Raw genomic sequence first — 25,831 nt, forward strand, 5'->3', positions numbered from 1 at the left:
CAATGACATCCCTCTTTTTTAATACGAAATTAAGCGATTTTATCTTTGACCTTTTTTCTGTCTGCGGGTCATCGAGGTGTTCGGTTCACGTCTCATGGACTTGGAGACGGAGACAATCATGAGAATCAGAATGATGCCGAACGGAAGCCCTGCAAGCAATGAAGCTGCCTGGAGGCTGGTGAGACCGCCTGCGATGATCAAAGTGACAGTGAGCAGCCCGAGCAGCACTCCCCATATGATTTTGAGGCGTATGTCAGGACTTTCAGTATTACCTGATGTCATGCCTGCCACTATGAAGGTTGCAGAGTCGGCTGATGTCACAAGGAAAGTGAAGATCAACAGAATTGCCAGTGCCGAGAAGAGTGCTGTCATCGGAAGCTGGTCGAACAGTGCGAAAAGTGCTGCTGTGTCATTCTCCAGGACAAGCTCGCCGATGTTTGTTCCGTTGAACAGGTCAGAATAGAGAGCAGTTCCTCCAAGAGCACCTATCCACAGGAACGACAGCATAGGCGGTACAATCAGTATACCGAGGACATATTCACGGATGGTACGTCCTTTGGATACACGTGCAACGAAAGATCCTATGAACGGGCTCCATGCAATTACCCATGCCCAGTAGAAGACAGTCCATTCCTGAACCCATACCTCTCCGGAATAAGGCTGCATCCTCAGTGAGTACCCTACATAGTTTGAAAGATAGTCGCCGAGTCCCACAATGATGCTTTCCATAATAAAAGTAAAAGGACCGACTGCCATTACGAAAATTGTGATGACCGCAGCGAGAATCATATTCAGGTTACTCAGCCATTTGATCCCTCTCTTAAGACCGGTTGTTGTGGACAGTATGAAAAGCCCTGTCATGAGAGATGTGAGTATAATCTGGGTCAGAGCGCCTGATGGTGTGCCGAATGCAATGTTAAGACCGCCATCCATCTGCATGATGCCCAGCCCTACAGAAGTTGCCATACCTGTTACAGTAGCAATGACTGCGAGGACATCGATGGCTTTTCTCGCCCTCTGGTTATATTCACTTCCAAACAGAGGCTCAAGAGAAGTGGAAACAAGCCCGTTTTTCTGCTTTCGGTATTGAGAATAACCGATGGCAAGTCCTGCTACACCAAATATTGACCATTGTGATATACCCCAATGGAAGAAGGAGTATCCCATTGCCATTTTAGCTGCATCCTCATCTTCAACTGGCCCGCCCGTAAACGGCGAAATCATGTAGTGGCTCATCGGTTCTGCCACACCGAAGAACACCAGGCCGACACCGAGACCTGCAGAGAACAGCATGCCTATCCAAGAGCGGAATGAAAACTCCGGTTTTGACCGGTCTCCGCCCAATTTAAGACGGCCGTAAGGTGAAAGTGCAAGGAATATCAGGAATACACCAAAGCCAAAGACAGCAAGCATGAAAAACCAGCTGAAATAGTTTGAAATCCATCCATAGACAGATTCCGACGCTACCTGGAATCTTGCCGGGATCAGCATGGCAACTATGGCAGCTGCAAGTATGATGGTTGATGATGTCCAAAAGACGACTCCGAGTTTGGGTTTAGCCTTGGCTGGCTTTTTCGGGATTTCGTCGTCCGAGTTTTTTGTTAAATTGTCATTGTCCAAAATTTCTCCCCCTAAATTCCGTAAATTCTTTTTGCTTTACCCCCATCTACTGTATAATAAACGCAATCAATCACGTTTTTCATCTGGGTGACAATTGTATCTTCACAAGGGTATAGTTAGTATCATAACAAAATGATAAAACTTGTCAAAAAGGGGTTTCAATATGAATGACATCACAATTCGTGAGTATAGAAAAGAAGACAGGGAAAGTCTTGAGACATTTGAACTGAGTGTGAAACAGCAGGTCTATTCCAGCCTGCCGAAGGATGTGCTGGGGGATGCAGTCAATGACCCGGACCGTACGGCATGCGTTGTGGAAAACGAAGAAGGCGAGATTGTAGGTTTTTTCGTGCTTCATAAATACTATCAGCATGAAGGGTATGATACGCCGCATGAAGTCGTATACATCAGGTCTTTATCCATCAACGAGAAACAGCAGGGGAGGGGCTACGGCACTAAAGTTGCCATGGCACTGCCGCAGTATGTCCAGGGGAAGTATACATCGCTCGATCATCTCTACCTGGTGGTGGATGCAGAGAATCAGGGGGCGTGGAATCTGTATGAACGCGCCGGCTTCATGCATACTGCGACTAAAGAGGATGGGCCGATTGGCAAAGAGCGCCTTTATTACCTGGATCTGGATCAGAAGTACGTACATAATGTAAAGCTTGAACTTGATGAGTCTGTGGACCTGCCTCATGTCAGGGTGGACATCATTTTGAATAAAAAAGAAAAAGTGGGTTATATAGAGGGGGAAGCGGATAAAGAAGTATTGAGGATCATCCACCTTTATACTGAGGCAGCAGAGCGGAACCGGGGCATCGCTTCCACTGCACTGCGCCAGCTGGGGACGTTTCTCAGGAGGAATATGCCTGATATCCGGGAGTTGACTGTGAACGTGGATGATGCTGCAGAAAAAATAAGATTATTTGAACGTGTCGGTTTTGTTAAATTTGATGAAGATGAAAATGCCAGGCTTTACAAGAAGTATATAAACTATTAAATTAGTGCTTGATTCATACGGTGTTTAACTGTATGATATCTTTTGATATTCCAGACTTGAAAGGATGAATTGGATGCGACTGGATGAATACACGAAGGAAATGATGGATGAGAATTCTTTCATCGACATGTCCCATATTTATTTGGAGGATGAAGGCAAGGAAAAGAATCTCTACGATATTATTGATAAGTTTAAGAAAGTGGGCGGTTACACAGATGAGGAGATCGAGAACCGTATACTTCAATTCTATACAGATCTGAATACCGATGGACGTTTCCTGAGCACCGGCGACGGCGTGTGGGGGCTCCGGGACTGGTATTCTGTGGATGATATTTCAGACAAGATTGCACCGACGATCCACAAGATCGAGCTTGCTGTCGACGATGAGGATCCTGTGGTCTATGACGAAGAGGATGATGCATTCGATCAGGATAAAGAGCTGGTCGAGGATGATACGGAGAATATTGATTCACCGATCAATGAGAATGAAGTCGAGACTGAGGAAGATCTGGACGATGCGCTTGACGAATCAATCGATGACAATATCGAATACGATGATTCTGATGAACTGGAAGACAGCTACGAAGACGAGTCAGACCTCTAAAACAGAGTTTCCAGTTGACTTTCCTTCTAAAAGTGATATTATTTTTATTGGGCTCCCTGAAACAGGGATTGTAAAGAACGGCTCCTTTTCACCAAGTGTGGAAGGGGGCTATTTTTATTTTTACAGGAGGAAGTGCAATGACTAAATATATTTTTGTAACAGGCGGAGTAGTCTCTTCCCTGGGCAAAGGCATCACAGCTGCGTCACTGGGAAGACTGCTGAAAGACAGAGGATTTTCCATTACGATCCAGAAGTTCGATCCATATCTGAACGTTGATCCGGGGACAATGAGCCCGTATCAGCACGGTGAAGTCTTCGTCACTGAAGACGGGGCCGAAACCGACCTCGACCTCGGTCACTACGAGCGTTTCATCGACATCAACCTTCACAAGTATTCCAACGTCACAGCGGGAAAAGTCTATTCTGAAGTCATCAGGAAAGAGCGCCGCGGAGATTATCTCGGAGGCACGGTGCAGGTCATCCCGCACATCACGAACGAGATAAAATCCCGTCTGTTGCAAGCCGGTGAAGAGTCCAATGCGGATATCGTCATAACAGAAATCGGCGGTACGACCGGGGATATAGAATCACTTCCATTCCTGGAGTCGATCAGGCAGCTGAGAAGTGACCTGGGCTCTGAAAATGTAATGTTTATCCACTGTACTTTACTTCCATACATCAAAGCTGCAGGTGAAATGAAAACAAAGCCGACCCAGCACAGCGTAAAAGAGCTGAGAGGGCTGGGCATACAGCCGGATATGATCGTTGTCCGTTCAGAGTATGAAATGGCTGAAGACCTGCGCGATAAAATTGCACTTTTCTGTGATATTGATACCGAAAGCGTGATCGAAGCGCGTGATGAGGAGACCATTTACAATATCGTCATCCGTCTCCAGGAACAGCGCATGGATTCTCTCGTCATCGACAGGCTCGGTCTCAGGAGTACCGAGGAGGCGGAACTGGAAGACTGGAAACATCTTCTTGACAACCTGAGCAGGATAAACCGTACGGTCAAAATCGCCCTCGTGGGAAAATATGTTTCACTGCAGGATGCGTATCTTTCAGTGGCGGAATCACTCAGACACGCCGGATACGAGCAGCAGGCGGACATCGATATCAAATGGATCAATTCTGAACATCTCGATGAAAACAATTATGAAGATGAGCTTGCAGACGCAGATGGCATCCTCGTGCCGGGCGGTTTCGGCGAGCGCGGTGTCGAAGGCAAGATCCACGCGTTGCGTTATGCCCGTGAACATGCAGTGCCGGTTCTCGGCATCTGCCTCGGCATGCAGCTGGCAACAGTGGAATTCGCGCGTAATGTCGTCGGACTGGAAGGTGCGCATTCAAGCGAACTCGATCCCGAAACGCAGCACCCTGTCATCGATCTCATGCCTGATCAGAAAGATGTCGTAGACCTCGGCGGCACACTGCGCCTCGGCAGCTTCCCGTGCGACATCAAAGAAGGTACGGCCGCACGACGGTTGTACGGGGTGGCAAATGTGGACGAGAGACACAGACATCGTTACGAGTTCAACAACAAGTACAAAGAACAGCTGGAAGAAGCAGGCATGATATTCTCAGGAACATCCCCTGACGGTCGGCTTGTGGAAATGATCGAGCTTAAAGATCACCCATACTTCGTCGCGGTACAGTTCCACCCGGAATTCCAGTCCAGGCCGACAAGGCCGCACCCGCTGTTCCAGGGTCTGATCCAGGCAAGCATGAAATAGAATATATTATAGCTGACCCCGCGGCCGTAATGGCCACGGGGTTTTTCTGAGTGGATTTGAAGCTGCCTTATCAACGATTTTGGTTCGGGAATAAGAGGTGGAGGTCTCTTATCATGGATTCGGTTTCGATGATAATGGAAGGGCTGCTCTTATTGTCGATTGCGAATCAATGAGGAGAGGGCACAGGGCTCCCATCAATGATTTCAAATCAATGATAAGGCAGGGTGTTCTCTTGTTATCGATTTTAATTCGGTGATAAGAGATGGTTCCCCTCTTATTGTCGATTCCTTTTCAATGATAACCTGGGCGGTTCTTTTATTATCGATTGTGGATCAATGATAAGAGAAGCTCACCGCTTATCATCGATTCCGGAACGATAACAGGAGGATGCGCATCATCGCACAAAAATCATTGATGCGAGCTGCATCTCCTCACCTCAATGAATGTCGGCCATTGAGGTGCAAATGCTCCCACATACAAAAACCGGAACGGTTTCCCGCTCCGGTATTCAGTAATCTTCGTTTGTCATCTCGTCTATAAGTACATACAGGTGATTATAGATATAAAGGAAGGCACTCATGTAGGGATTGACGATCTTATCAAAATTCGGCGTCGGGATGAGGGGGCGGGGGGATGACAGGTCTATATAATGATGGATCTGGTTCAGCCTTTCAGATTCATGCTTGTTGAAGTTGCATATGAGGACGAATTCGACACCCGCGGATTCAAGTGATTCGGTAAATGCTTTGACTTCCTCATCGAACATGTCGGCGGCAACGAGTACGCGGTCGGGAGTCCCGACCCGGGAGATATCATCGAGCCGCTTTGCTTTCGCCAAGGACAGTGTGCCTTCAGTCAGGTAGTTTTCCATCCCTGCAATATCGTGGAATGTTTTCATGAATATTTCGCCTTCGGAGTGGATGGCCTGGGCGAGGAGTCTTGCAGCCATTTCTATCTCCTCTGACTGGGCATCGATGTGATTGTAAATATTTACGAGTTGAGTCTGTAGAATCTTATCCATGACGCTCTCTCCGTTCTTTTTAATAGTACAGCAATATTACCAAAGGATTGCTAATAATTAAATGCTTTTGCTATAATCAATTAGAAGTAACGAATTTTAGGAGGAAATTTACAATGCCTTTAGTATCAATGAAAGATATGCTCAATAAAGCAAGGAAGGAAGGTTATGCTGTCGGACAGTATAACGTGAACAACCTTGAATTCGCCCAGGGCATCCTGATGGCGACACAGGAAGAGAATGCTCCGGTCATCCTTGGTGTATCCGAGGGTGCCGCAAGATACATGAGTGGTATGAAGACGGTTGTCAAAATGATCGAAGGTCTGATTGAAGACCTCGGCATCACTGTACCGGTGGCAATCCACCTTGATCACGGTTCCAGCTATGAGAAATGTGTCGAAGCGATTGAAGCGGGATTCACTTCCGTCATGATCGACGCTTCCCACGGTCCTTTTGAGGACAACATCGCAACAACCAGAAAAGTTGTTGAATATGCGCACCCTAAAGGTGTTTCCGTTGAAGCGGAACTGGGTGTTGTCGGCGGCCAGGAAGACGATGTAGTCGCAGACGGCGTCATCTATGCGGATCCTGAAGAATGCCGTGAGCTTGTGGAACGTACAGGCATCGACTGCCTGGCGCCTGCACTTGGTTCAGTGCACGGCCCTTACAAAGGTGAGCCGAATCTCGGATTCAAAGAAATGGAAGAGATCGGCAACCAGTCCGATATCCCATTGGTTCTCCACGGGGGGACAGGAATCCCGACACATGATATCCAAAAGGCGATTTCCTACGGAACTGCCAAAATCAACGTCAACACTGAAAATCAGATTGCCTCTTCAAAAGCTGTAAGGGACACTCTGAACAATGATTCCGAAGTTTATGATCCACGTAAATATTTCGGACCTGCACGCGAAGCTGTCAAAGCGACTGTACAGGGTAAAATCAAGGAATTCGGTACTTCAAACAAGGCATGATTTTCTGCCGGTTGTGAGTCTGTCCCATGGGGGACAGACTTTTTTTATTGCCACGGGATCTAAAAATGCCGTCATCATGCATGGGAAACGGATACACAGAAGAAAGCCGTCAAATTCGTTGCCCATTCCATCCCAACTACTTTATAATGGAATAACCAATAAATTTCGGAGGTGCCCGATTAATGAAATATTTTATTGATACAGCGAATATGGATGAAATCAAAGAAATAAATGAGTGGGGTGTACTGGCCGGTGTCACGACCAACCCGTCACTTGTAGCCAAGGAGAAAGGGATCTCTTTCCATGATCGTCTTGTTGAAATATGCGAGCTTGTCGGCGGTCCGGTCAGCGGTGAGGTCATCGCACTCGATGCGGAAGGCATGATTTCCGAAGGACGGGAGCTTGCCAGGCTCCATCAGCATATCGTCGTTAAGATCCCCATGACTGCAGAGGGCATGAAAGCTGTCAAAGTGCTTGCATCAGAGGGTATCAAAACGAATGTCACGCTTGTTTTCAATACAGTTCAGGCGCTGACTGCAGCACGTGCCGGTGCGACTTATGTATCACCTTTCATCGGAAGGCTGGATGACATCGGTCTGGAAGGGCTGGACCTGATTGAAGATATCCATTACATTTTCACGCTTCACGAAATAGATACGGAAATCATTGCAGCATCGATCAGGGATGAAGGTCATATCCACGGTGCTGCGCTGCGCGGTGCGGACATTGCGACGATTCCGTATAAAGTGCTGAAGAAACTCACAAGGCACCCGCTTACAGACAAAGGGATCGACCAGTTCTTAAACGACTGGAACAGCATCAAGGACCAATAGACGGGCCTACCGTATAAGGAGAAGGATTATGGGTAAAGAAGTGATAAAAGTCAGGGGAGGCAGAACACTCTCCGGCGAAGTCGAAATCAGCGGCGCAAAGAACAGTGCAGTAGCACTCATCCCTGCTTCACTGATGGCTGAAAAAGGAGAGGTGGTACTGGAGGGGCTTCCGGAAATCTCGGATGTCGAGACATTGATGAGCCTCCTGAATGACCTCAATATAAAAACGGACCTCGAGGGTACCGTGCTGAAAATCAATGCTGAAGAGGCTGAGAACATGCCTCTGCCGAACACGAAAGTGCAGTCATTGCGTGCATCCTATTATATGATGGGGGCAATGCTTGCGCGTTTCAAGAAATGTGTAATCGGCCTGCCGGGAGGGTGCCCGCTCGGCCCGCGCCCAATCGATCAGCACATCAAAGGGTTCGAAGCACTCGGCGCCAAAGTGACCAATGAGCACGGTGCGATGTATCTGGTGGCTGAAGAACTGAAGGGTGCAAAGATCTTCTTCGATGTGGTGTCCGTCGGTGCAACAATCAACCTGATGATTGCGGCCAGCTGTGCCAAAGGGCGTACGGTCCTTGAAAACGTGGCGAAAGAACCTGAAATCGTGGATGTTGCCTCCCTGCTCAACAATATGGGAGCTGACGTACGTGGAGCAGGCACGGACACTATCAAGATCAACGGTGTCGAAGAGTTGCATGGTACTACACACAATATCATCCCCGACAGGATCGAAGCCGGCACCTACATGATCGCCGGTGCAGCTGCAGGGGACAGCTTCACCGTCCGCAATATCATTCCGACACACATGGAGTCACTGACTGCAAAACTCGAGGAGCTCGGTGTCAAGATTGAAATCGGAGATGATTATGCGACGATTACAAAACCGGACGAATACAGGCCGGTATCGGTAAAGACCCAGGTCTATCCGGGGTTTGCCACAGACCTCCAGCAGCCGCTCACCCCATTGTTGTTCAAAGCGGATGGCGTGAGCAAAATAACAGAAACAATCTATCCGGCGAGATTCCGGCATGTCGATGAATTGAACCGGATGGACGGCAAAATTGAGCAGAAAGGCGGTTCAGCGCTTATCTATCCGTCAGAGCTCAAAGGCGCAGATGTCTACGCAAGCGATCTGAGGGCAGGGGCATGCCTCCTCATCTCAGGACTGCTTGCCGACGGGGTCACTACAATCCATAACGTCAACCATATCGACCGCGGCTATACGGACATCGTTAAGAAACTGGATACACTCGGTGCCGATATATGGCGCGAGGAAATCTCCGCAGACTGATCATGAACAGCCGGCTCACTTTGGATGAGCCGGTATTTTTTGTATAAATTTTGTCCATCTCCGCCGCTTCTTTCATTTTAAATGTTTATGGTGTAGAATATGAAATTGTCAAAAACGCAAAAGTTTCCACTTGTTTAAAACCTCTGGATTATCCGAGGGTCCCTACTATATGAAAGTGAAGTGAATTTATGGCAGAGCGAGAAAAGAAAGGGTTGAAATATGAATCCTTCGATGCACTCTATAAAAAGAACAATACGAAAGAACTGACAGCACGTGCCAAAGAATTGGGACTCACCAATTACAGCAGGCTCAATAAAAAAGAGCTGGTCCTGGCAATAATGGAAGCCGAAATGGAAAAGGAAGGCAACTATTACATGGAAGGGGTTCTGGATGACATACAGCAGGACGGCTACGGATTCCTGAGAACAGTGAACTTCTCAAAAGGGGAGAAGGATATCTACATCTCGGCATCACAGATCCGCAGGTTTGAACTGAAAAAAGGGGACAAGGTCACCGGCAAGGTGCGCCGCCCCAAAGACAGTGAAAAATATTACGGGCTGCTGCAGGTCGACTTCATAAACGACCAGAACGCAGAAGATGTGAAGAAAAGGCCCCACTTCCAGGCACTGACTCCGCTCTATCCGGATACGCGCATCCACCTGGAAAACAAATCGAATGATCTGTCCACACGCATAATGGACCTCGTCACCCCGATCGGTTTTGGTCAGCGTGGTATGATCGTTGCCCCGCCAAAAGCAGGCAAGACTTCTTTGCTCAAGGAAATCGCCAATGCAATCACTGAAAATCATCCGAATACGAAGCTTTTCATACTGCTGATCGGCGAGCGTCCCGAAGAGGTGACGGATCTTGAACGATCGGTTGAAGATGCCGAAGTGGTGCATTCGACCTTTGACGAGCCGCCGGAACACCATGTGAAAGTTGCTGAACTGCTGCTTGAACGGACGAAAAGGCTTGTGGAAATGGGTGAGGATGTCATTGTCCTGATGGATTCTATCACAAGGCTTGCCCGTGCATATAACCTGGTAATCCCGCCGAGCGGCAGGACACTCTCCGGCGGATTGGATCCCGCAAGCCTGCACCGTCCTAAACATTTCTTCGGTGCCGCGCGTAACATCGAGGCGGGCGGAAGCCTGACAATCCTGTCCACAGCACTCGTGGACACCGGAAGCCGCATGGACGACGTCATCTATGAGGAATTCAAAGGGACAGGAAACATGGAACTCCATCTGGACCGGAACCTGAGCGAGCGCCGCATCTATCCGGCGATCGATATCAGGCGCTCCAGCACAAGGAAGGAAGAACTGCTGCTTGATAAAAAAGAGCTCGATGTACTCTGGCAGCTGAGAAATCTGTTTACTGATGCGCCGGACTTCACTGAAAGGTTCCTCAGGATACTGAAGCAGACAAAGACCAACGAAGAGTTTTTCGACGTCCTGAGGCAGCGCATGCTGTCTTCCCAGAATACAGGGAAACCCGTCATTTAAAAATGAAATGCATCTCTTGATTTTTTACACTGCAGGGTGTATAATGTATTAATGTCGAAGTGGCGGATGCCACTAATCAACTCTGTTCCAGATGGTTCAGGGCAAAGGAGCTGAAAGTAATGAAACAAGCAATTCATCCGGAATATAACAAAGTTAAAGTTGTGTGCTCTTGCGGTAACGAATTCGAAACAGGTTCAGTGAACAACGAGGATATCAAAGTAGAGGTATGCTCTGAATGCCATCCATTCTACACTGGACGTCAGAAATTCGCATCTGCAGATGGCCGTGTTGAGAGATTCAACAAAAAATTCGGTTTCAAAAGCGCAAACGAATAATAGCGGAAATCACTGCATTGAAGTTGTACTTCAATGCAGTTTTTTTATGCCTGAAATATGATATAATTAACAGGATTAAAGGACGAAAAAGGTGAAAATTTATGTATGATCAACTTGAAATCATAGAAAATCGTTACGAGCAGCTTAATGAACTGCTGAGCGACCCGGATGTAGTCAGTGATTCAGATAAGCTGAGGGAGTATTCCAAGGAACAGAGCGATCTTCAGAAAACTGTGGATATATACAGGGAATACAAGCTCCAGAAGGAAACGATTGAAGAGTCCGAAGAGATGATGAATGAAACTGATGATAAAGAAATGCTCGATATGCTCAAAGAGGAACTTTCGGGAGCAAAATCCCGGATTCCAGATCTGGAGGAAAAACTGAAGCTCGAGCTCATCCCGAAAGACCCGAATGATGATAAGAACGTCATCATGGAAATCCGTGGTGCTGCAGGCGGCGATGAGGCGCAGATTTTTGCGGGCAACCTGTTCAGGATGTATTCGAGGTTTGCTGAAGACCAGGGATGGAGAACGGAAGTCGTCGAAGCACATTCAAACGACCAGGGTGGCTATAAGGAGATCAGTTTCCTGATCCAGGGCCAGGGCGCATTCTCAAAGCTGAAGTATGAGAATGGTGCACACCGCGTGCAGCGCGTACCCGAAACGGAATCAGGAGGAAGGATCCATACTTCGACCGCAACAGTCGCAGTTTTGCCGGAAGTTGAGGATGTTGAAGTGGACATCCGCAATGAAGACCTGAAAATCGATACGTACCGTTCAAGCGGTGCTGGCGGCCAGCACGTCAATACGACCGATTCCGCCGTCAGGATTACACACCTTCCGACAGGGCTGGTTGTGACATCACAGGATGAAAAATCCCAGATCAAGAACCGTGAGCGCGCGATGAAAGTGCTGAAGGCACGCGTATATGATCTGAAAGAACAGGAAGCCCATGCGGAATATGCAGAAAAGAGGAAAAGTGCTGTAGGGACGGGGGACCGCTCGGAACGCATCAGGACATACAACTATCCTCAGAACCGCGTTACAGACCACCGCATCGGACTGACCATACAGAAGCTCGACCAGATCATTGAAGGGAAGCTTGATGAAGTGATCGATGCGCTGACCATCGAGGAGCAGACGAGCAAGCTGGAAGAGTTGAACAATGCAACACTATAGTTACAAAAGAATGATCAAAGAGGCGGAAGCCTCTTTAATTTTATCTGACAGAGAACCGAGGATTGCGTCACTTCTGCTCGAAGATCTATTCGGTATCGACCGCACATATCTTATGCTGCACGGTGATAAGGAAGTCCCAAGGGAGCGACGCGGGATGTTTGAAAAGGCGGTCGCAAGGGCTGCTGCCGGTGAGCCATATCAATATGTGACAGGTTTCTGCTGGTTCTGCGGATATAAAATGAAAGTGGATGAAAATACGCTGATACCGAGGAATGAAACAGAGGAACTGGTCGAGTTTGTGCTGCAGCAGGAGCCGGACGACGGCAGGACTGTTGCAGATATCGGGACGGGTACAGGCGCCATCGGCCTCCTGCTGCAAAAACACTGGCACAAAAACCGGGTGGTACTGACGGATGTATCGCTCCGGGCGCTTGAAGTGGCAGAGGATAACGCGGGGGCATTGGGAGTGTCGACGGAAATTTTTTGCGGCAGCCTGTTTGAACCGCTGACAGAGAGAGGGATCACGGTTGACTGCATCGTGTCCAACCCGCCGTATATAGCGTATGATGAAAAGGGTGAGATGGATGCTTCTGTCTACCGGCATGAACCGCATCTGGCGCTCTTTGCGGATGACAGCGGCCTGGCGCTCTATAAACAGATGATAGACGGGCTGCCCGCTGTACTGGCCAAGGGCGGCACAGTCTATTTTGAGATTGGCTGGCGGCAGTACACGGCACTCAGCAGCTATATTAAAAAGGTCTGGCCGAAGACCCGGCCGCAGCTTAAAAAAGACATGAACGGGCAGGACAGGATACTTTTCTTCAGGTGGGAGGATTGAAAATGGATACAAAAGTTTGGGAAATCTATATTGACCAGCTAAAAGACAGGGACACAAGAGAGAAACTCGATGAAATCAGAACAGCCTTCACCTATGGTGAAGTTGTCGGCATTCCCACCGAAACAGTATACGGCCTCGCAGGAGATGCGAGAAACTCTGAAGCCATCCATAAAATATTTTCGGCAAAAGGGCGTCCCGGCGACAATCCGCTCATCGTCCACATACACAGCATGGAACAGCTGGAAGACTTCACAGAACCGCTCGACCCCAAAGTCCAGTCCCTGATGAACCATTTCTGGCCGGGGCCGATCTCGTTCATACTCCCATTGAAGGGCAGCATGCTCGCAGGCAATACTGTGGCGGAGCTGGACTCTGTGGCTGTGAGAATGCCGAGCCACCCCGTGGGCCATGCGATACTGGAGCACGTTGGATTCCCGCTTGCGGCGCCGAGTGCAAACCTGAGCGGCAAACCATCCCCCACAGACTACCGGCATGTCATTGATGATTTGAACAGAAAAGTCTACGGTGTCGTGGAAAGTGACCCGGCGACATACGGTCTGGAGAGCACGGTCCTCGACTGCACGCAGTATCCCTACCGTGTGGCGAGGCCGGGCAGCATCACCAAGGAGGCGCTTGAAAACGTGCTGAAGGAAACAGTGGACCGGCATGTATCAGATTCGGAGAAACCGATATCCCCGGGCATGAAATATAAGCATTATGCCCCCCGCCAGCCCCTTGCAGTCATCGAGGGCGGCCTGAAGAACAATACGCATATTGAAGCGGATGACGATAAAAAAATAGGAATCATCGCTCCGGAGAACTGCAGGGGCTTTATCCCGGAAGGCTCCTATTTCATAAGTCTCTGCTCGAGTGATGAAAATTACCGTGAGGCGGCAAGGAACCTCTACGCTGCACTCAGGCGGATGGATAAATCGGATGTCGATCTGATCTATATACACGGTTTCCCTAAAAATGATGAAACCGAGGCGCTGATGAACCGGATATACAAGGCCGCGGGCGATGAAGTGATTAAGGATGATCATCTATGAAGATAATATTCATATGTACCGGAAATACATGCAGAAGCCCGCTCGCTGAAAGTTACGCCAGGACAAAATTTGATGGCGGAGAGTTTGAATCGCGGGGACTGATGGCGTTTTCCGGGGAAACAAGCAGTGAGACTATTGATATAATCGAACGTGAATCGCTTGTCCCACCGTCTGGCCCTTCACAGCTGAGGCCGGAAGATGTGGCGGACAGCCTGCTTCTGACAATGACGGAAGAACACAAGATGATGGTCATACAGCGCTATCCGGGCGCTGATGTGAGGATGATCAGTGAGTTTGCGGAAGGGACGAAAAAACCGATCGCGGATCCCTATGGCGGCTCTGCGAAGGAATACGAATTAGTGTACAATCAACTTAAGTCATATATCGATAAATTTAATCTGTAGAAATTTATAAATTATTTGGCTGCATGCACATTTGATATATAATATCAGCAAAGAGGTGAATTTATGAAAATAGTCATTGCTTCGGACCATGGTGGTATAAATCTCAAAAGGGCGATTGTTGAAGCCCTTGTGCAAAAAGGAGTCGACATTACGGATTTCGGTCCGGATTCGGGTGAATCTGTTGACTACCCCGATTACGCAAAACCGGTCGCGGAGAAAGTTGCAGACGGTGTTTTTGACCGCGGGATCCTCATCTGCGGTACAGGCATAGGGATGAGCATAGCGGCGAATAAAGTAAAGGGCATCCGCTGTGCCCTTGTACACGACAGCTTTTCGGCAAAAGCGACAAGACAGCATAACAACTCGAATATGCTGGCTATGGGGGAGAGAGTGATTGGCTCCGGGCTGGCAAATGATATTGTCGATATTTGGCTGAATACTGAATATGAAGGTGGCAGACATGAACGGAGAGTTTGCAAGATTGAAGAATGATATCGATACTTTGATTGAAAATCTTAAAGATGCAGATTTTTTTGTTCCGGGAGAAGACCTGCTCATCGGATGCTCGACATCCGAAGTGGTCGGTCACCACATCGGAAAGCAAAGTTCGATGGAAGTCGCAGAATTGATATTTGATGCGTTCAGCGAAGTTGCAGCAAAGTTTGATGTCAACATCATGTTCCAGGGGTGCGAACATATTAACCGTGCCGTGACCCTCGACCGCGATGTTGCAAAAAAACGTGGTTACGAGATTGTAAATGTTGTGCCGTACAGGGCAGCCGGGGGGAGCCTGAGTGAATACGCATATGAACACCTTGGCAACCCGGCAGTCGTCGAGCATGTGACGGCGGACCGCGGCATTGACATTGGACAGACATTGATTGGCATGCATGTGCGCCATGTTGCTGTTCCGTTCAGGACGGAGCAGAAGACGGTGGGCAGCGCGAATGTAACGATAGCATTTTCCAGACCGAAATTAATTGGTGGACCAAGAGCCCACTATTAATAATAAATTTCAAGTTCAAGGAGAGAGAATATGTCACATATCGAGTCACAGGACCCAAAACTTTTTGAAGCAATGGAAGCAGAATTTGATCGTCAGAACAATAATATTGAATTGATTGCATCGGAGAACTTTGTATCAAAAGCTGTTTTCGAAGCGCAAGGTTCAACATTGACCAACAAATACGCAGAAGGCTACCCGCATAAGCGCTATTACGGCGGCTGTGAACATGTGGATGTAGTCGAAGACCTCGCACGTGAACGTGCAAAAGAACTATTTGGAGCAGACCACGCCAATGTGCAGCCGCACTCCGGCTCACAGGCAAATATGGCTGTTTACTTCTCAGTGCTTGAGCCGGGGGACACGGTGCTCGGTATGAAACTGGATCATGGCGGACATCTCACACACGGCAGTCCGGTCAACTTCAGCGGTAAACTTTTCAACTTTGTCGATTACGGGGTGAAGGAGGAGGATGAGCAGATCGACTATGCTGATGTGCTCGCGAAAGCGAAGGAACACAAACCGAAACTGATCGTTGCCGGTGCAAGTGCTTATTCAACAGCGATCGATTTCAGCAAGTTCCGTGAAATCGCAGATGAAGTCGGTGCCTATCTGATGGTGGACATGGCGCATATCGCCGGACTGGTTGCGGCAGGGCTTCATCCGAATCCGGTACCGCATGCAGATTTCGTCACTTCCACAACACATAAGACGCTTAGGGGGCCGCGCGGCGGGCTGATTCTCACAAAAGATGAATTTGGCAAGAAAATCGACAAGAACATCTTCCCGGGTATCCAGGGCGGACCGCTGATGCACGTCATTGCAGCGAAAGCTGTGGCGTTTGGCGAAGCATTGAATCCTGACTTCAAAGTCTACCAGGAACAGGTCATCAAAAATGCCCGTACGCTTGCTGAAAGGCTGACGGAGAAAGGATTGCGCGTCGTCTCCGGCGGCACGGATACACATCTGTTACTCGTTGATGTGAAGACTTTCGGCCTGACAGGCAAGCAGGCGGAGGAAGCATTGGATGAAGTCGGCATCACATGCAACAAGAACACTATTCCTTTTGATGAGGAATCCCCGTTCGTCACAAGCGGTATCCGTCTCGGTACACCGGCGATGACAACGCGCGGTTTCAATGAAGAGGACATGAGAGAAGTGGCAGATCTTATGGCAGAAGTACTCACTGCTGTCAAAAATGGCCAGGAGTTCGCTGAACTCAAAGAAAGAGTATCTGCTCTGACCGGCAAATACCCACTATACCAATAAAAAGGATGCCGGAATAAGATCACTTATTCCGGCACAATTGAGAAGACAGGAGGAACACTATGTCCAAAGTGCAAGTAATGGACCATCCGCTGATCCAGCACAAAATGAGTTATATCCGTGATGAGAAGACATCTACAAAGGAGTTCAGGGAACTTGTCGATGAAGTCGGCATGCTGATGGCATATGAAGTGACGCGCGATCTGTCACTGGAAGATGTTGAAGTGGATACACCCGTTCAGAGGACGACGGCAAAAAGGCTGAGCGGCAAAAAGCTGGGGATTGTTCCCATACTCCGTGCCGGTCTCGGAATGCAGGAGGGAATACTGAAGCTGATTCCCTCAGCCCGGGTGGGGCATATCGGACTGTACCGTGATCCTGAGACACTGGAGGCAATCGAATACTATGCCAAATTCCCGGGTGACATCGAAGAAAGGGATATCTTTGTCATCGATCCGATGCTCGCAACCGGAGCGTCCGCGGTTGAAGCGATTACGGCAGTGAAAAAGCGCGGCGCAACAAAAGTCCGTTTCATCTGCCTGATCGCGGCGCCTGAAGGTGTGGAGGTATTGAAGGAAGCCCATCCTGATGTGGACATATACATTGCTGCACTGGATGAGAAACTGAATGAGAAAAGCTATATTGTCCCGGGACTCGGAGACGCTGGAGACAGACTCTTCGGAACAAAATAGGACCAACAAGGAGAAAAAGAATGAAGAAAATCATGACAATCTTCGGTACACGCCCTGAAGCCATCAAAATGGCCCCGCTTGTACTGGAACTGAAAAAAGATCCGGAGCTTGAGCCGATTGTGGTAGTGACGGCGCAGCACAGGGAAATGCTGGATCAGGTGATGGATATTTTTGGAATCACCGCTGATTTCGATCTTAATATCATGAAACAGGGACAGACACTTTCTGAAGTGACGGGCAGGGTGATTGAAGGCCTGGAATCTGTCATCAAGGAAGCAGAGCCGGATATGATCCTGGTCCATGGGGATACAACCACCACTTTCGCCGGCAGTCTGGCAGCGTTTTATAACGAAGTCGATATCGGGCATGTTGAAGCGGGACTCAGGACCTATAACAAATATTCACCGTTCCCCGAAGAGATGAACCGTCAGATGACGGGCGTGCTTGCGGACCTTCATTTCTCTCCGACAGATCAATCGAAGGAAAATCTGCTCAAAGAGAACAAAGACGAAACTTATATTTCTGTCACAGGTAATACAGCGATCGATGCACTTAAAACAACCGTCAATGAAGAATACAAAAGTGAGATCATAGAGAAGCACAAGGACAAAAAAGTGATCCTGCTCACTGCCCACAGACGTGAGAACATCGGCATGCCAATGGAGAACATCTTCAGCGCCGTAAGGGAGATCGTTGAAGAGTTCGATGATGTGACAGTCGTCTATCCGATCCACAAAAATCCGAAAGTCCGTGAAATCGCAGCCAAATACCTCGCAGAGCATGACCGCATTGAGATCATCGAACCGCTTGATGTATTTGATTTCCACAATTTCGCAGCAAAGAGCCATATCATTCTCACCGATTCGGGCGGGGTACAGGAGGAGGCACCCTCACTCGGCAAACCGGTGCTGGTGCTGAGAGATACGACAGAACGTCCTGAAGGCGTGGAGGCAGGTACATTGAAACTTGCCGGCATCCAGAAAGAAAATATCTACAACCTGACAAAAAAACTCCTCACAGACGATGCGATGTACGAAAAAATGGCTTCGGCTGCGAACCCTTATGGCGACGGCCGCGCTTCGGAACGCATCTGTCAAAACATAAAATATTATTACGAAATACTGGACGCGAAACCGCAAAGTTTCAGAGTGTGAAAAATATGTCAATAATATGTCGGAAACACCGTCATGACAAATATTTTCGTACATATTATTGACATAAAAAAAGCACTCATATATCATTACAAGAGTAATGTAACGGTTTCCAGACACAGCCGTAAAACACACTAGGAGACAGTGTTAATAGTGCCATTTTTCAGACGATTTTACAGACATTTCCTGAAGTTTTTACTTTTCCCCTTGGTTTTAAGCCTACTCATCTATTTATTTACCAAATCTTCCATTGCAGCCGGGTTTGCCCTGGGCACCATTGCGTCCATTTTCCTGCTGTGGAACTGGTACTACAACCTTGAAAGAGCTTACGGGAGCGAGGGTAAAATAAGAACCGGTACTGTTGCGCGGTTGCTGATTGTAATAGTTACATGTCTTTTCTGGGTGAGATTCCCTGATGTATTCAGCATTTTCGGTATAGCAGGCGGGCTTCTGCTCAGCTATATCATGATCATTTTCCGTGCGATTAAAGAATTGACGAAGTGAAAGAGGTGAGAAAATGGAACATGGAACTCCGTTATGGACAATTGACGTTTTTGGTTTACCTGTAACATTTGACCTGTCGACATCCCTGATGATCATCGTGTCGTCGTTAATAGTGTTTCTGATTGCATTCTTCATGACAAGGAACATTGCGGTGCGGCCGACAGGAAAAAGCCAGGTACTTATGGAAGTACTGATGAACTTCGTTAAAGGTATCATTTCCGGCAATATGGCGTGGAAACAAGGAGGAAGATTTCACTTCCTGGCCCTGACACTGATTCTTTACATAGCCGTTTCGAACTTCCTCGGACTGCCATTCGCTTTCGTGGCACCTGATGAAAATCACACACTCTGGTGGAAATCGCCGACAGCGGATCCAGCTGTCACACTGACGCTGGCAAGTGTGATGATCGTGCTGACACACTATTATGGTGTTAAGATGCGCGGTACGAAAGCATACATCAAATCGTACGCAGAACCTTTTGGATTTATGGTGCCCTTCAAAATACTTGAAGAATTCACATATAACCTGACACTGGGGCTCCGTCTTTACGGTAACATCTATGCAGGTGAGATTCTTCTGGCATTACTCACAACAGTGATGATGAGCGGTGCAATAGGATTTATCGGAGGGTTTATCCCGATGATGGTCTGGCAGGGCTTCTCAATCTACATCGGTGCAATTCAGGCATTCATCTTTGTTATGTTATCAATGGTCTACCTATCCCACAAAGTTAGCGACGACCATTAATATATAATTTTTAAATATCATTCAAAAATATTAGGAGGAACTATATCTTATGATGAACTTACTCGCAGTAGGTATTGCAGCAGGTCTCGCGGCACTCGGCGCAAGTATCGGTATCGGTCTTATCGTTTCCAAAACAGTTGAAGGGGTTTCACGTCAGCCTGAGGCACGTGGTCCGCTCATGACAGTCATGTTCATCGGTATCGGTGTTGTTGAGGCCGTTCCGATCATCGCGATTGTTATTTCATTCATGCTTATGTTCATGTTCTAAGAATCGTTACATTTGGCGAAGTCTTCTATCAAAGATTTCGCCCTCTTATTATGTCGACTATGAATAAAGAATGAAACTCTCGTGAAAGGAGTGTACATACGTGGAATTTCTTATATTAGGAGCTGCGGATACGGTTCCGACAGCTATTGGAAGCAGTCTGGTACAATTGGTCACTTTCCTGGTTCTTCTCGGAGCCCTTTCCTACTTTGTGTGGAAGCCGCTTAAAAAAGTGATGGACGAGAGAGAGAACCTGATCCATACAGAAATTGATGATGCCGAACAGCGCAAGGCTGAAGCTGTACGTCTCAAAGAAGAGAATGAAGCAGTACTGAGAGATACGCAGGCTGAAATCTCTTCTATGATGGACAATGCAAAACAGCAGGCCAAAAAAGAGCAGGAAGCAATCATCCACGATGCCAACACGCGTGCGAATCAGATGATGAACGACGCGAAGGTTGACATCGAAAGGGAAAAAGAAAAAGCAATACGTGATATCAACAGTCAGGTGTCGGAGCTTTCCGTCCTGATTGCCGAGAAGATGATTTCCAAAGAAATCAATCAAGAGGATCAGAAAGATCTGATCTCAAGGTACTTGCAGGAAGCAGGGGATAAATAATGGCAGGTTCAGCACAAAAATATTCCCAGGCGCTTTACAGCAGTGTCTCAGAAAGCGGCCAGCTTGATGAAGTGAAGGCTGATTTCGATGAAGTGATAAAGGCAGTACGGGAAATACCTGATTTCACAGAATTCATGGCCAATCCCAAGGTCGCCAAAAACAGGCGCAAGGAAACGGTGGAGCAGGCCTTCAGTGGTGTCGTGAAACCACTTTACAATCTTCTGCTGATTCTGTCGGACAGGAATCTTCTGTCTGAAATCGAAGCCGTCCACACCCACTTCACAGAGGCATATAACGCACATTACAACCAGGAGCATGTTGTGATCGAATCAGTGTACGAACTTTCTGATGAAGAGATCGATTCCATCGGGAAAGTGTTCATCCGGAAGACTGGTTTTTCCAAACTGCTCATCGAGAATAAAATAAATGAGAAACTGATCGGCGGCCTCAGGGTATTCATCGGGACGAAAGTCTATGACGGTTCCCTGAGAGGACAGCTCGCTGACTTGAAAACCCAGTTCAATGAACGGACTATCAGTTAATTAAGGAGTGATATTTGATGGCAATTAAAGCTGACGAAATAAGCGCTCTTCTTAAAAGCCAGATCGAGAACTATGAAGCGGATATGAAAGTATCCGATGTGGGAACAGTCATCCAGGTTGGTGACGGTATCGCACTTGCTCATGGTCTTAATGATGCAATGGCTGGAGAATTGCTTGAATTTCCTAGCGGTGTTCTGGGGCTTGCCCAGAACCTCGAAGAAAACAATATCGGTATCGTAATTCTTGGACCGTATGATGATATCAAAGAAGGCGATGAAGTCAAACGTACAGGGCGCATCATGGAAGTTCCTGTCGGTGAAGAACTCATCGGCCGTGTACTGAACCCACTTGGACAGCCGATCGACGGCAAAGGTCCACTTGGCGCAACAAAAACAAGACCGATTGAAAGCCCTGCAACCGGAGTCATGGATCGTAAATCTGTTGACGAGCCGCTGCAGACCGGCATCAAGGCGATTGACGCACTTGTGCCGATCGGACGCGGACAGCGTGAGCTTATCATCGGCGATCGTCAGACAGGTAAGACGACAGTCGCAATCGATACGATCCTGAACCAGAAAGACCAGGACATGATCTGTGTATATGTAGCAATCGGCCAGAAGGAATCAACTGTCCGTTCGACAGTGGAAACACTCCGTAAGAACGGTGCGCTGGATTACACGATCGTTGTTTCAGCAGGTGCTTCAATGCCTGCACCAATGCTTTACATCGCACCTTATGCGGGTGTTTCCATGGCAGAAGAATTCATGTTCAACGGCAAACACGTACTCATCGTCTATGATGACCTGACCAAACAGGCAGCTGCCTACCGTGAACTGTCCCTTCTCCTCCGCCGTCCGCCGGGCCGTGAAGCATACCCTGGTGACGTCTTCTACCTTCACAGCCGCCTGCTTGAGCGTGCGGCCAAACTCAATGATGACCTCGGCGGCGGTTCAATCACTGCACTCCCGTTCATTGAAACACAGGCAGGGGACATCAGTGCATTCGTACCGACGAACGTCATCTCGATTACAGATGGACAGATATTCCTGCAGTCAGACCTGTTCTTCTCAGGTGTGCGCCCGGCAATCAACGCCGGACTTTCAGTCTCACGTGTCGGCGGTTCCGCACAGATCAAAGCGATGAAGAAGGTCGCGGGTACACTGCGCCTTGACCTTGCAGCATTCCGTGAACTTGAATCGTTCGCACAGTTCGGCTCCGATCTTGATGAAGCGACTGCTGCCAAGCTGGCCCGCGGACAGCGTACTGTTGAAGTGCTCAAACAGGGCGAGAACAAGCCGCTGAAAGTAGAGCGTCAGGTAGCAATCCTGTATGCACTTGTCAACGGACATCTGGATGACATTCCTGTTCAGGACATCACGCGTTTCGAAGATGAATTCCTCAGCTGGCTGGATTCCAACAATCAGGAACTGCTGGACGGAATCCGTGATACGAAGCAGCTCCCTGATGATGAAGCGTTTGTAAGCGCGATAAACAGCTTCAAGAAACTATTCAACCCTTCCAAGTAATGAAGATGAATAATTATTAAGGTGGTGAATTCATGGCTTCAATAAAAGAAATAAAAGGCCGTATCGGATCTACTAAGAAGATGAGTCAGATCACTCGTGCGATGCAGATGGTTGCGAACTCCAAGCTCAAGCGGGCGGAGGAGAACTCCAAGAAGTTCCAGCCTTACATGGACAAGATCCAGGAGGCGGTACAGGCCATCGCATCCGGCGACACGACCAGTTCCCACCCGATGCTCGAGGAACGGCCGGTCAAACGTACAGGATACATTGTAATCACAGCGGACAGCGGTCTTGCAGGGCCGTACAACGCCAACGTGCTGAAAGCGGTGACGAACGAAATAAAAGAACGTCATAACAACAATCCGGACTCCTACGACTTGTTTGTAATCGGAAGCTTGGGTCTCGAGTTCCTGGAAAACCGCAATTACCCTGTTGTGAATTCACGTACCGGACTGGCGGACCAGCCTGATTTCAGCAGTGTGAAAGAAATTGCGCAGCAGGCGGTGTCTTCATTTTCCAGTGAAGAATTTGACGAACTTTACATTGTATATAACCGATTCATCTCTGTTCTGCAGCAGGAAGTCGACATGAGGAAAGTACTGCCGCTTGCCGACAGTGACCTTTCGAACCAATCACAGGCATCAAGCCTTTCAACATATGAATTCGAACCGGACAAGGAGTCCATCCTTGAAACGATTCTTCCCCAATATGCCGAAAGTCTCATATATGGCGCACTGCTTGATGCCAAAGCAAGTGAACATTCCATGAGAATGACAGCCATGCAGGCGGCAACAGACAATGCCAAAGAATTGGTTGATGATCTTACATTGCAATACAACCGTGCAAGGCAGGCGGCAATCACTCAGGAAATCACTGAAATTGTGGGCGGCGCAGCTGCACTCGAATAAACAAGAATGAGTAGGAGGAAATCTAATGGCTTTAGGTCAAGTAATTCAAGTCATGGGACCGGTAGTTGACGTTAGATTCAACGAGGGAGAGCTTCCTGAACTGAATAACGCGCTTTTCGTCGATATTGAAAAAGACGGCGAGACTACCACCCTGGCTCTTGAAGTCGCGCTTCACCTTGGAGACAACGTCGTAAAAACAATTGCGATGAGCTCGACAGACGGTTTACAGCGCGGTGCTGAAGTAACGAACACAGGCAAACCTATATCTGTGCCGGTCGGTCAGGTAACGCTTGGTCGCGTGTTCAACGTACTGGGTGAACATATCGATCTCGAGGATGCAATTCCTGAATCTGAAAGAAGAGATCCGATTCACCGTGAAGCGCCTAAATTTGATGAACTGCAAACTGAAGTTGAAATCCTGGAAACAGGCATTAAAGTAGTCGACCTGCTTGCCCCTTATACAAAAGGCGGTAAGATCGGACTCTTCGGCGGTGCCGGTGTCGGCAAGACAGTCCTCATCCAGGAGCTGATCAACAACATCGCACAGGAACACGGCGGTATTTCAGTATTCGCCGGTGTCGGAGAACGTACACGCGAGGGGAACGACCTTTATTACGAAATGAAAGATTCCGGAGTAATCGAGAAGACTGCAATGGTCTTCGGCCAGATGAACGAGCCGCCGGGCGCGCGTATGCGTGTTGCACTTACAGGCCTGACAATGGCGGAATACTTCCGCGATGAAGAAGGGCAGGACGTACTCCTGTTCATCGACAACATCTTCCGTTTCACACAGGCTGGTTCAGAAGTGTCAGCCCTGCTCGGACGAATGCCGTCAGCGGTTGGTTACCAGCCGACACTGGCAACAGAGATGGGTCAGCTCCAGGAGCGTATCACATCTACGAATGTCGGTTCAGTAACTTCCATCCAGGCAGTATTCGTACCGGCGGATGACTATACCGACCCGGCTCCTGCACAGACGTTCGCACACCTTGATGCGACGACGAACCTGGAAAGAAGCCTATCCGAGATGGGTATCTACCCTGCGGTGGATCCGCTCGCATCCACTTCCCGTGCGCTTACGCCGGCTGTTGTCGGGGAAGAGCACTATGAAGTTGCGCGTGAAGTCCAGGCGACAATCCAAAAATACCGTGAGCTGCAGGATATCATTGCAATCCTCGGTATGGATGAGCTTTCCGACGATGATAAGAAAACTGTAAACCGCGCACGCCGCATTCAGTTCTTCCTGTCACAGAACTTCCACGTTGCGGAGCAGTTTACGGGGCAGAAAGGTTCATATGTGCCGGTTTCGCAGACAGTTGCGGACTTCAGGGAAATCCTTGATGGTAAATATGACAATATCCCGGAAGATGCCTTCCGTCTTGTCGGTGGTATTTCAGATGTGCTTGATAAAGCACGCGACATGGGTGTAGAAGTTTAAAATCGGGAGGGTTAGCAAATGAATACAATTGCACTGGATGTAGTAACACCTGACGGTTCTGTCCATTTCGAAGAGAACTGTGAAATCATCATACTCCAGACCAAACAAGGTGAGCTCGGTGTCATGGCCGGCCACGTCCCGACAGTAGCTGCACTCAAAATCGGAGGCCTCCGCGTAAAAGTTGATGGACGCTTTGAGTATTTTGCAGTGACAGACGGTTTCGTTGAAATCCGTCCTGATAAAGTGACTGTACTTGTTCAGGCTGGCGAATTTGCAGGTGACATCGATACTGAACGGGCTGTTGCTGCGAAAGAACGGGCAGAATCGCTGCTCGCCATGGAACGCGATGAGAAAATCGACAGATTCCGCGCGGAACTCGCTCTGAAGAGGGCGACCAACAGAATAGATATAGCAAAGCACAGTTCATAGACTACCCAGGCTCCGGCCTGGGTTTTTAAGGTGGTAAAAATGTTAATTTCACAACTTGCCTTCATACACATCGTACTTCATATTTTCTGTGTCATATTTGCCTTCCGGGTACTCGGTGCACTCAATGTGGACGGATGGTTCCGGCGGGGGGAAACGGGAAGGATACGTCTTTTCCTCATTCTGCTAGCCGTACTTCTTGGAAGTGCATTGAGCAATTTCATCATGGATTTCTTCAGGCTCGTGCAGGAAGCTTCCCTGGTGTTCCAATAAATGCTTTACAAACATGTTTATACAACTTTAAAATAGTGAATAGTGTAATGTGAAAATGTGATTTAAATGTATGGAG

29 protein-coding genes are annotated in these 25,831 nt (G+C 48.3%); 27 read left to right on the plus strand and 2 right to left on the minus strand.

Annotated features, from left to right (window positions below):
• Positions 1-39: 39 nt before the first annotated feature.
• Positions 40-1,620, minus strand: a complete 1,581-nt coding sequence (locus WN59_RS05865) for a BCCT family transporter (protein WP_052747299.1) — start codon at positions 1,618-1,620, stop codon at positions 40-42.
• 163 nt (positions 1,621-1,783) lie between these two features.
• On the opposite strand from WN59_RS05865, the gene WN59_RS05870 reads away from it, so the two are divergent.
• The 3 genes from WN59_RS05870 (at position 1,784) to WN59_RS05880 (ending at position 4,960) form a co-directional block, all read left to right on the plus strand.
• Positions 1,784-2,623 carry a GNAT family N-acetyltransferase gene (locus WN59_RS05870; protein ID WP_046514096.1) on the plus strand — a complete coding sequence of 280 codons (840 nt, stop codon included), beginning with the start codon at positions 1,784-1,786 and terminating at the stop codon, positions 2,621-2,623.
• Positions 2,624-2,696: 73 nt separating this feature from the next.
• The gene (rpoE, locus tag WN59_RS05875) at positions 2,697-3,227 is read left to right on the plus strand and encodes a DNA-directed RNA polymerase subunit delta (RefSeq protein ID WP_046514099.1); all 531 of its coding nucleotides are present in this window, start codon (positions 2,697-2,699) and stop codon (positions 3,225-3,227) included.
• A gap of 137 nt (positions 3,228-3,364) precedes the next feature.
• Entirely contained in the window at positions 3,365-4,960 is a 1,596-nt protein-coding gene (locus WN59_RS05880; RefSeq protein ID WP_046514103.1) for a CTP synthase, read from the plus strand.
• Positions 4,961-5,468: 508 nt separating this feature from the next.
• Here WN59_RS05880 and WN59_RS05885 read toward each other — a convergent pair.
• Positions 5,469-5,981, minus strand: a complete 513-nt coding sequence (locus WN59_RS05885) for a DUF2529 family protein (protein WP_046514106.1) — start codon at positions 5,979-5,981, stop codon at positions 5,469-5,471.
• Between the two features lie 113 nt (positions 5,982-6,094).
• Here WN59_RS05885 and WN59_RS05890 point away from each other — a divergent pair, with 113 nt between their 5' ends.
• The 24 genes from WN59_RS05890 (at position 6,095) to WN59_RS06005 (ending at position 25,755) form a co-directional block, all read left to right on the plus strand.
• Positions 6,095-6,952: a class II fructose-bisphosphate aldolase gene (locus WN59_RS05890; RefSeq protein WP_046514109.1), complete on the plus strand. Its 858-nt coding sequence runs from the start codon at positions 6,095-6,097 to the stop codon at positions 6,950-6,952.
• Positions 6,953-7,134: 182 nt separating this feature from the next.
• Entirely contained in the window at positions 7,135-7,785 is a 651-nt protein-coding gene (gene fsa / locus WN59_RS05895) for a fructose-6-phosphate aldolase (RefSeq protein WP_046514113.1), read from the plus strand.
• A 28-nt stretch (positions 7,786-7,813) separates the two neighbouring features.
• Complete coding sequence (locus tag WN59_RS05900) at positions 7,814-9,082, plus strand: UDP-N-acetylglucosamine 1-carboxyvinyltransferase (protein WP_046514116.1); 1,269 nt, start codon at positions 7,814-7,816, stop codon at positions 9,080-9,082.
• Positions 9,083-9,270: 188 nt separating this feature from the next.
• On the plus strand, positions 9,271-10,587 hold the full coding sequence (gene rho / locus WN59_RS05905) for a transcription termination factor Rho (RefSeq protein WP_046514121.1): 1,317 nt from the start codon (positions 9,271-9,273) through the stop codon (positions 10,585-10,587).
• 119 nt (positions 10,588-10,706) lie between these two features.
• A complete protein-coding gene (rpmE, locus tag WN59_RS05910) occupies positions 10,707-10,922 on the plus strand; it encodes a 50S ribosomal protein L31 (RefSeq protein ID WP_017549621.1) in 216 nt (71 codons plus the stop codon).
• A gap of 101 nt (positions 10,923-11,023) precedes the next feature.
• On the plus strand, positions 11,024-12,103 hold the full coding sequence (prfA, locus tag WN59_RS05915; protein WP_046514126.1) for a peptide chain release factor 1: 1,080 nt from the start codon (positions 11,024-11,026) through the stop codon (positions 12,101-12,103).
• Positions 12,090-12,941: a peptide chain release factor N(5)-glutamine methyltransferase gene (prmC, locus tag WN59_RS05920; protein ID WP_052747301.1), complete on the plus strand. Its 852-nt coding sequence runs from the start codon at positions 12,090-12,092 to the stop codon at positions 12,939-12,941. The genes prfA and prmC overlap by 14 nt, the downstream gene beginning before the upstream one ends.
• 2 nt (positions 12,942-12,943) lie before the next feature.
• Positions 12,944-13,990: an L-threonylcarbamoyladenylate synthase gene (locus WN59_RS05925; RefSeq protein WP_046514129.1), complete on the plus strand. Its 1,047-nt coding sequence runs from the start codon at positions 12,944-12,946 to the stop codon at positions 13,988-13,990.
• On the plus strand, positions 13,987-14,394 hold the full coding sequence (locus WN59_RS05930) for an arsenate reductase/protein-tyrosine-phosphatase family protein (RefSeq protein ID WP_046514134.1): 408 nt from the start codon (positions 13,987-13,989) through the stop codon (positions 14,392-14,394). The genes WN59_RS05925 and WN59_RS05930 overlap by 4 nt, the downstream gene beginning before the upstream one ends.
• 63 nt (positions 14,395-14,457) lie before the next feature.
• Entirely contained in the window at positions 14,458-14,886 is a 429-nt protein-coding gene (rpiB, locus tag WN59_RS05935; RefSeq protein ID WP_046514138.1) for a ribose 5-phosphate isomerase B, read from the plus strand.
• Positions 14,855-15,400: a TIGR01440 family protein gene (locus tag WN59_RS05940; RefSeq protein ID WP_046514143.1), complete on the plus strand. Its 546-nt coding sequence runs from the start codon at positions 14,855-14,857 to the stop codon at positions 15,398-15,400. The genes rpiB and WN59_RS05940 overlap by 32 nt, the downstream gene beginning before the upstream one ends.
• A gap of 30 nt (positions 15,401-15,430) precedes the next feature.
• Positions 15,431-16,666 (plus strand): serine hydroxymethyltransferase, encoded by a 1,236-nt coding sequence (gene glyA, locus WN59_RS05945; RefSeq protein ID WP_046514147.1) that lies wholly within the window; start codon positions 15,431-15,433, stop codon positions 16,664-16,666.
• A gap of 59 nt (positions 16,667-16,725) precedes the next feature.
• Entirely contained in the window at positions 16,726-17,355 is a 630-nt protein-coding gene (upp, locus tag WN59_RS05950; RefSeq protein WP_046514150.1) for a uracil phosphoribosyltransferase, read from the plus strand.
• 20 nt (positions 17,356-17,375) lie between these two features.
• Positions 17,376-18,509 (plus strand): non-hydrolyzing UDP-N-acetylglucosamine 2-epimerase, encoded by a 1,134-nt coding sequence (gene wecB / locus WN59_RS05955; RefSeq protein ID WP_046514153.1) that lies wholly within the window; start codon positions 17,376-17,378, stop codon positions 18,507-18,509.
• Between the two features lie 150 nt (positions 18,510-18,659).
• Positions 18,660-19,010 carry an ATP synthase subunit I gene (locus WN59_RS05960; protein WP_046514157.1) on the plus strand — a complete coding sequence of 117 codons (351 nt, stop codon included), beginning with the start codon at positions 18,660-18,662 and terminating at the stop codon, positions 19,008-19,010.
• Between the two features lie 13 nt (positions 19,011-19,023).
• Positions 19,024-19,758 (plus strand): F0F1 ATP synthase subunit A, encoded by a 735-nt coding sequence (gene atpB, locus WN59_RS05965; protein WP_046514161.1) that lies wholly within the window; start codon positions 19,024-19,026, stop codon positions 19,756-19,758.
• A 52-nt stretch (positions 19,759-19,810) separates the two neighbouring features.
• A complete protein-coding gene (gene atpE, locus WN59_RS05970) occupies positions 19,811-20,026 on the plus strand; it encodes a F0F1 ATP synthase subunit C (protein WP_026090341.1) in 216 nt (71 codons plus the stop codon).
• A gap of 100 nt (positions 20,027-20,126) precedes the next feature.
• A complete protein-coding gene (locus WN59_RS05975) occupies positions 20,127-20,642 on the plus strand; it encodes a F0F1 ATP synthase subunit B (RefSeq protein WP_046514164.1) in 516 nt (171 codons plus the stop codon).
• Entirely contained in the window at positions 20,642-21,184 is a 543-nt protein-coding gene (gene atpH / locus WN59_RS05980; RefSeq protein WP_046514167.1) for an ATP synthase F1 subunit delta, read from the plus strand. Before WN59_RS05975 ends, atpH begins: the two co-directional genes overlap by 1 nt.
• A 17-nt stretch (positions 21,185-21,201) precedes the next feature.
• The gene (gene atpA / locus WN59_RS05985; RefSeq protein WP_046514170.1) at positions 21,202-22,710 is read left to right on the plus strand and encodes a F0F1 ATP synthase subunit alpha; all 1,509 of its coding nucleotides are present in this window, start codon (positions 21,202-21,204) and stop codon (positions 22,708-22,710) included.
• A 32-nt stretch (positions 22,711-22,742) separates the two neighbouring features.
• Complete coding sequence (atpG, locus tag WN59_RS05990) at positions 22,743-23,618, plus strand: ATP synthase F1 subunit gamma (protein WP_046514174.1); 876 nt, start codon at positions 22,743-22,745, stop codon at positions 23,616-23,618.
• A 25-nt stretch (positions 23,619-23,643) separates the two neighbouring features.
• Entirely contained in the window at positions 23,644-25,056 is a 1,413-nt protein-coding gene (gene atpD, locus WN59_RS05995; protein WP_046514179.1) for a F0F1 ATP synthase subunit beta, read from the plus strand.
• Positions 25,057-25,074: 18 nt separating this feature from the next.
• Complete coding sequence (locus tag WN59_RS06000) at positions 25,075-25,485, plus strand: F0F1 ATP synthase subunit epsilon (protein WP_046514183.1); 411 nt, start codon at positions 25,075-25,077, stop codon at positions 25,483-25,485.
• 39 nt (positions 25,486-25,524) lie between these two features.
• Positions 25,525-25,755, plus strand: coding sequence for a DUF1146 family protein (locus WN59_RS06005; protein WP_046514186.1), 231 nt, complete (start codon positions 25,525-25,527; stop codon positions 25,753-25,755).
• Positions 25,756-25,831: the final 76 nt, after the last annotated feature.

Origin of the sequence: Salinicoccus sediminis (genome assembly GCF_000986795.1) — a bacterium.
GTDB classification, from domain to species: Bacteria; Bacillota; Bacilli; order Staphylococcales; family Salinicoccaceae; genus Salinicoccus; species Salinicoccus sediminis.